Source organism: Burkholderia sp. AU30280, from assembly GCF_020420125.1.
GTDB lineage: Bacteria > Pseudomonadota > Gammaproteobacteria > Burkholderiales > Burkholderiaceae > Burkholderia.
The window spans coordinates 43,747-49,746 of the sequence record NZ_JAIZRY010000023.1 but is presented as its reverse complement, the minus strand read 5'-3'; the positions used below and the strand labels follow the sequence as shown (position 1 = coordinate 49,746).

7 protein-coding genes and 1 rRNA gene are annotated in these 6,000 nt (G+C 62.2%); 5 read left to right on the top strand and 3 right to left on the bottom strand.

Translation table 11 applies throughout. The features are described from left to right. The first annotated feature begins 133 nt into the window (after nucleotides 1-133). The 4 genes from rrf (at nucleotide 134) to LGN17_RS34985 (ending at nucleotide 1,748) form a co-directional block, all read left to right on the top strand. A 5S ribosomal RNA gene (gene rrf / locus LGN17_RS35000) occupies nucleotides 134-246 on the top strand. A gap of 252 nt (nucleotides 247-498) precedes the next feature. Then, nucleotides 499-903, top strand: a complete 405-nt coding sequence (cueR, locus tag LGN17_RS34995) for a Cu(I)-responsive transcriptional regulator (RefSeq protein WP_226201376.1) — start codon at nucleotides 499-501, stop codon at nucleotides 901-903. A gap of 215 nt (nucleotides 904-1,118) precedes the next feature. After that, complete coding sequence (locus LGN17_RS34990) at nucleotides 1,119-1,265, top strand: DUF3563 family protein (protein WP_006478295.1); 147 nt, start codon at nucleotides 1,119-1,121, stop codon at nucleotides 1,263-1,265. 114 nt (nucleotides 1,266-1,379) lie between these two features. After that, on the top strand, nucleotides 1,380-1,748 hold the full coding sequence (locus LGN17_RS34985; protein WP_175972136.1) for a hypothetical protein: 369 nt from the start codon (nucleotides 1,380-1,382) through the stop codon (nucleotides 1,746-1,748). 15 nt (nucleotides 1,749-1,763) lie between these two features. On the opposite strand, the gene LGN17_RS34980 is transcribed toward LGN17_RS34985, so the two are convergent. Both LGN17_RS34980 and LGN17_RS34975 read right to left on the bottom strand, forming a co-directional pair. Then, nucleotides 1,764-2,609: a 23S rRNA (adenine(2030)-N(6))-methyltransferase RlmJ gene (locus LGN17_RS34980; RefSeq protein WP_175958559.1), complete on the bottom strand. Its 846-nt coding sequence runs from the start codon at nucleotides 2,607-2,609 to the stop codon at nucleotides 1,764-1,766. Nucleotides 2,610-2,721: 112 nt separating this feature from the next. After that, on the bottom strand, nucleotides 2,722-3,693 hold the full coding sequence (locus tag LGN17_RS34975) for a potassium channel beta subunit family protein (protein ID WP_226201374.1): 972 nt from the start codon (nucleotides 3,691-3,693) through the stop codon (nucleotides 2,722-2,724). A 164-nt stretch (nucleotides 3,694-3,857) separates the two neighbouring features. Between LGN17_RS34975 and LGN17_RS34970 the strand changes: the two genes are divergently transcribed. After that, nucleotides 3,858-4,646, top strand: coding sequence for a 3-hydroxybutyrate dehydrogenase (locus LGN17_RS34970; RefSeq protein WP_226201373.1), 789 nt, complete (start codon nucleotides 3,858-3,860; stop codon nucleotides 4,644-4,646). A gap of 119 nt (nucleotides 4,647-4,765) precedes the next feature. On the opposite strand, the gene LGN17_RS34965 is transcribed toward LGN17_RS34970, so the two are convergent. Beyond that, nucleotides 4,766-5,965, bottom strand: coding sequence for an amino acid aminotransferase (locus tag LGN17_RS34965; RefSeq protein ID WP_226201372.1), 1,200 nt, complete (start codon nucleotides 5,963-5,965; stop codon nucleotides 4,766-4,768). Between the last annotated feature and the right edge of the window lie 35 nt (nucleotides 5,966-6,000).

The window sequence follows — 6,000 nt, the reverse complement described above, 5'->3', positions numbered from 1 at the left end:
GTCGAGTGTGAAGCACTCGACGTACTGCGGTTGAACTACCGCGTATGTGTGAGATACAACCTCACAACCCAACGAAATTACTGCTTCTTCCAAGATTGGTTGTGCTGCGAAGCCAGCACAACAACCCTCTTTGCCTGATGACCATAGCGAGTCGGTCCCACCCCTTCCCATCCCGAACAGGACCGTGAAACGACTCTACGCCGATGATAGTGCGGATTCCCGTGTGAAAGTAGGTAATCGTCAGGCTCCCTTAGCCAGAAACCCCCGCCCGAAAGGCGGGGGTTTTTGCATTTCAGCGAAGGAAATGCATGTGCGTCGAGGGAAGAGCGCTCCATTCATCGCATCCCACTGGCATGCACGCCAGATCACCCGACCGTCGTCCTGCAGCCAATCCTTACCCGGAACGAAACCACACGATTTGATACGATCGAAGTGCCGTCGGCGACTGCATGCGTCGACGTTCATGTTCAAAACCAGCGCTTGATGGAGAGGGCAGGAATGAATATCGGCGACGCGTCGCGCGAATCCGGAGTCAGCGCAAAGATGATCCGGTACTACGAACAGGTCGGCCTGCTGGCGCCCAGCAAGCGTACCGATGCCGGCTACCGGATCTACGGCACGGACGAAATTCATACCCTACGCTTCATCCGCCAGGCGCGACGCCTTGGCTTTCTCGTCGAGGACATCCGCAAGTTGCTGATGCTCTGGCAAGACCGTTCCCGCGCGAGCGCCGAAGTGAAGTCGATTGCCCTCGAGCATGTGGCCGAGCTCGACAAGCGTATCGCCGATCTGAGCGACATGCGTGACACACTGGCCGATCTTGCTGCGCACTGTCATGGTGACGGGCGGCCCGAATGCCCGATTTTGGCGCGTCTATCCGAACCCGCCAGTGAACCAAATTAGTGCGCACGCTCGACGCCCCAATCGCGCCTCGATACGATCTCGATAAAAATCAATGGGTTATGTGGCGTTCTCGGACCACCATTCCAAAATGGAATGGTTTCCATGCAAGTATTTCACTAGCATCTTGGTGCGGCATCGCTATAATTCGGGATAACCCTATACGGGAAATCCCTGAACACCGATTCACCAGGGGTCCCCCTTCCTTGGAGAATGTCATGATCGCCTACATCGTCGAAAAGCTGAGCAACTGGTTCGAATCCGCAGAACGTGAACGCCGTGAGGCCTACCTTGCCACGTCGTCGGACATCGTCCAGCTCGAGAGCCGCATCCGCTCGCTCGAAACCAACGGCTACTCGCTGTAATCGGAGTCACCGTCAGGTGTCACGTGGCACCGAACGATAAGCAAGCCCCGTATTTGACGGGGCTTTGTTTTTTGTGCGCCGGATCTGGCGCAATCGTCAGTGCAGCGCTATGGTATGCACCTGCTTTTCATCCTAAAGGACACGATCATGCGTTTGCGTCTCGATGTGCGTCGAAGTGCCCACGCGCGTCTCGTTCTGGGCGCGGCGGTGCTTGTCCATGGACTTGCGGCCGCTGCCGCGACGTCGTCCAAGCCGCTTATTCTCGATACGCACCGCGGTATCCAGGACGGCAAGGGCGGGTTGGTGCTGCAGACGGCACCGTTGTCTTCCGAGCCGATCGTCGAGCCGGCGGGCATGCGGGCCCCGGCCGGGCAGGTACCGAACACGTCGGTTCCACTGTTCGTCGCGCCGTATATCAATGTCCCCGCGTGGGGTGGACAGCCGCCCAGCCAGCCGAGGCTCGCCCCGAGACCTCAGCCGTAACGGCCGGTCGCCCGATCAGTTTCCGCGGTGCTCGATCTGGTAGCGGGCGCCGCTATCCTGTCCGAGCATCTCGACCAGATAGGGCAGTGCCTCGTTCATGCTCTGGGCGAGCGTATACGGCGGATTCAGAATGAACATCCCGCTGCCGTAGAGGCCCAGCCCGTCAGTCGGCGGGTTCGATACCGTCAGCGTCAGGTGCAGCCAGTTGTTCGGTTGCAGGCGCTTCAACTGCTCGGGAAAACGCTGCGATTCCGTCCGGGTCACCTGCGGGTACCAGACTGCATAGCAGCCCGTCGCGAAACGCTTCAGACACTCCGTCACGCAAGTCACAGTGCGCGCGTAATCCTTCTTGTCCTCGTAGGACGGGTCGATCAGCACGAGTGCGCGTCGCGGCGGCGGCGGCAGCAGCGCCTTGACGCCTTCGAAGCCGTCGCCGGCGAAGATCATCGCGCGTCGCCCCGCATCGCGGAAATTGTGGCGCAGCACGTCGATTTCCGTGGTGTGCATTTCGAACAGGCGCATGCGGTCCTGCTCGCGCATCGATCGCCATGCGATGTATGGGGAACCGGGGTAGAAGCGCAGTTCACCGTCGTCGTTCAGCGCGCGAACTTCATCCACATAGTCGCCCAGCACCTCCGGCAGGTTCTTTTCGTTCCACAGCCGGCCGATGCCGGTGTCGAACTCCGACGTCTTCGCCGCATAGCCGTCGCGCAGCGAGTACACCCCGGCACCTGCATGCGTGTCGATGTACCAGTACGACTTGTCTTTCTTGTTCAGGTAGCGCAGCAGCTGGACGACGACGGCGTGCTTGAGCACGTCCGCGTGGTTGCCTGCGTGAAAACCGTGACGATAACTGAGCATGGCGGGCTGCCTGAAACGAAAGGTGAATCAATGAAAGCGGTCGATCGTGCGCGGCCGTCAGGCCGGGCGCCGATGCGGGCCGCGTATTGTACGCGAGTGGCCGCGCATCGCCTTACTCGTACGCATCGCCGACCACGTCCTCGATGCGTTGCTTCACATCCGGCGTCAGCTTCGCGGCAACATCGAGCGCGCGCATGTTGTCACTGATCTGCTCGATCCGCGACGCACCCGTGATGACCGAACTCACGCGCGGATTTGCGAGTACCCACGCGATCGCGAGCTGGGCCGTGCTGCAGCCGAGCTCAGCTGCGATTGCGCCGAGCCGTTCGACGATGTCGTTGGCGGCCGGATCGGTCAGGCGGTCACGCATCCAGTCGTAACCCTGTAATTGCGCGCGGCTGCCGGGCGGCACGCCATTACGATACTTGCCGGTGAGCAGGCCCGATGCAAGCGGGCTCCAGGTCGTGAGGCCGAGACCGTAGTCGTCGTAGAGCCGCGCATATTCCTGTTCGACCCGTGTGCGGTGGAACAGGTTGTACTGCGGTTGCTCGACGACCGGCTTGCGCAGGTGATGCCGCTCGGCGATCTCGCACGCCGCACGGATCTCGTCGGCACTCCATTCCGACGTACCCCAGTACAGCGCTTTTCCGTGCGCGATCATGTCGCTCATCGCCCAGACGGTTTCCTCGATCGGCGTGTTCGGGTCGGGGCGATGGCAATAGACGAGGTCGACATAGTCGAGCTGCAGCCGGCGCAGCGAGCCGTCGATGGCGTTCAGCAGGTACTTCCGGTTCAGCGTGTGATACTGGTTCGGCACTTCGGCGAGTCCCCAGAAGAACTTCGTGGACACGATATAGCTGATGCGTGGCCAGTTGAGCGACTTGAGCGCGTGGCCCATGATTTCTTCGGATTTGCCGCCGGCGTAGACCTCGGCGTTATCGAAGAAATTGACGCCCGCGTCGCGCGCCGCAGCCAGGCATTCGCGCGCGACCCGCTGGTCGACCTGGTTGCCGTACGTCACCCACGAACCGAGCGAAAGCTCACTGATCTGCAAGCCGGAGCGGCCTAGCCGTCGATAGTGCATGCGAATCTCCTGAGTAACCGAACCGACCTTAAGCTTAGACGTTTTGCGCGCGAACGGCGGGGCCGATCGTGCACAATGACGGCTGGCCCGCCAGTGCGATCGCGCAACGGTAGCGGATGCGGTGGGCGCGTGTTTTATCGATCCGACAACGGGAGGAGACGGACATGGCAGCAGATCTGAGCGGCAAGACCGCAGTCGTCACGGGCGCGGCAAGCGGCATCGGCAAGGAAATCGCACTCGAGCTCGCGAAGGCGGGCGCGGTCGTCGCGATCGCCGACCTGAACCAGGGCGGCGCGAACGCCGTTGCCGACGAGATCGTCAAGGCGGGGGGCAAGGCGATCGGCGTCGCGATGGACGTGACGAACGAGGACGCCGTGAACAGCGGTATCGACAAGGTGGCCGAAACGTTCGGCTCGGTCGACATCCTCGTGTCGAACGCCGGCATCCAGATCGTCAATCCGATCGAGAACTACTCGTTCTCCGACTGGAAGAAGATGCAGGCGATCCACGTCGACGGCGCGTTCCTGACGACCAAGGCCGCGCTCAAGCACATGTACAAGGACGATCGCGGCGGTGTCGTGATCTACATGGGTTCGGTGCACTCGCACGAAGCGTCGCCGCTGAAGTCAGCGTACGTGACGGCCAAGCACGGCCTGCTCGGCCTGGCACGCGTGCTGGCGAAGGAAGGCGCGAAGCACAACGTGCGCTCGCACGTCGTGTGCCCGGGCTTCGTGCGCACGCCGCTGGTCGACAAGCAGATTCCGGAGCAGGCGAAGGAGCTCGGGATCAGCGAGGAGGAAGTGGTGAAGAAGGTGATGCTCGGCAATACGGTCGACGGCGTGTTCACGACCGTTCAGGACGTCGCGCAGACGGTGCTGTTCCTGTCGGCCTTCCCGAGCGCCGCGCTCACGGGCCAGTCGGTTGTCGTCAGCCACGGCTGGTTCATGCAGTGATGCGGGGGCGGGCGGGGTAGCTGCCCGCTGGCGAATGGCATAAAAAAACGCACTCCGTAGAGTGCGTTTTCATTTTGGCAGGGCGGGGCCGATGACGGCTGCCGCCTGCTCAAGCCGCGTTACTTCAGGACGGCTGCGATCGCATTGGCGACTGCGTCGAGGTTACGCGTGTTCAGTGCTGCGACGCAGATCCGGCCCGTGCCGACCGCATAGATGCCGAACTCGTCGCGCAGGCGATCGACTTGCGCCGAGGTCAGGCCCGAATACGAGAACATCCCGCGCTGTGCGTTGATGAAGCTGAAGTCGCGATCGACGCCGCTTGCCTTCAGGCGCTCGACGAGACCGTTACGCATCGCGCGGATGCGATCGCGCATTTCACCGAGTTCCTGCACCCAAGAAGCGTGCAGTTCCGGCGATGCGAGCACCGCTGCGACCACGGCGCCGCCATGGGTCGGCGGGTTCGAGTAGTTCGTGCGGATCACGCGCTTCAGTTGCGACAGCACGCGCGTCGCTTCTTCCTTGCTCGACGTAATGATCGACAGTGCGCCGACGCGCTCGCCGTACAGCGAGAACGACTTCGAGAACGACGACGACACGAATGCGTTCAGGTCGGCCGCGGCAAACAGGCGCACGGCAGCAGCATCGGCCTCGATGTTCTCGCCGAAGCCCTGGTAGGCCATGTCGAGGAACGGCACGAGGTTGCGCGCCTTCACGACATCGACGACCTGTTGCCATTGCGCTTCGGTCAGGTCCACGCCGGTCGGGTTGTGGCAGCACGCGTGCAGCACGACGACCGTACCTGCCGCGTAGCCGTTCAATGCCGACAGCATGCCTTCGAAGTTCACGCCGTTGGTGGCCGCGTCGTAATACGGGTACGCAACGACTTCGAAGCCGGCTGCTTCGAACAGCGCGCGATGGTTTTCCCAGCTCGGATCGCTGATCGCGACCTTTACGTTCGGGTTCACGGTGCGCAGGAAATCGGCGCCGATCTTCAGCGCGCCCGTACCGCCCAGTGCCTGGGCCGTGACCACGCGACCTGCCGCGATCAGCGGCGAGTCGTTGCCGAGCAGCAGTTTCTGCACGGCCGCATCGTAGGCAGCGATGCCGTCGATCGGCAGGTAGCCGCGGGGCAGGCCGGCCTCGACACGCACCTTCTCTGCTTCGCGAACCGCGCGCAGCAGCGGAATCTTGCCTTCTTCGTTCGTGTACACACCGACGCCGAGGTTGACCTTGGTCGGACGCGTGTCGGCGTTGAAGGCTTCGTTCAGGCCCAGGATCGGGTCGCGGGGAGCAAGCTGGACAGCGGAGAAGAGCGACATGATGATTCGGCAGTAGTGAAAAGAGGGTCAGGCTT

Coding starts and splice junctions, on each gene's coding strand:
- LGN17_RS34970 (WP_226201373.1), top strand. CDS start 3,858: ATGGCAGCAGATCTGAGCGGCAAGACCGCAGTCGTCACGGGCGCGGCA.
- cueR (WP_226201376.1), top strand. CDS start 499: ATGAATATCGGCGACGCGTCGCGCGAATCCGGAGTCAGCGCAAAGATG.
- LGN17_RS34980 (WP_175958559.1), bottom strand. CDS start 2,609: ATGCTCAGTTATCGTCACGGTTTTCACGCAGGCAACCACGCGGACGTG.
- LGN17_RS34985 (WP_175972136.1), top strand. CDS start 1,380: ATGCACCTGCTTTTCATCCTAAAGGACACGATCATGCGTTTGCGTCTC.
- LGN17_RS34990 (WP_006478295.1), top strand. CDS start 1,119: ATGATCGCCTACATCGTCGAAAAGCTGAGCAACTGGTTCGAATCCGCA.
- LGN17_RS34965 (WP_226201372.1), bottom strand. CDS start 5,965: ATGTCGCTCTTCTCCGCTGTCCAGCTTGCTCCCCGCGACCCGATCCTG.
- LGN17_RS34975 (WP_226201374.1), bottom strand. CDS start 3,693: ATGCACTATCGACGGCTAGGCCGCTCCGGCTTGCAGATCAGTGAGCTT.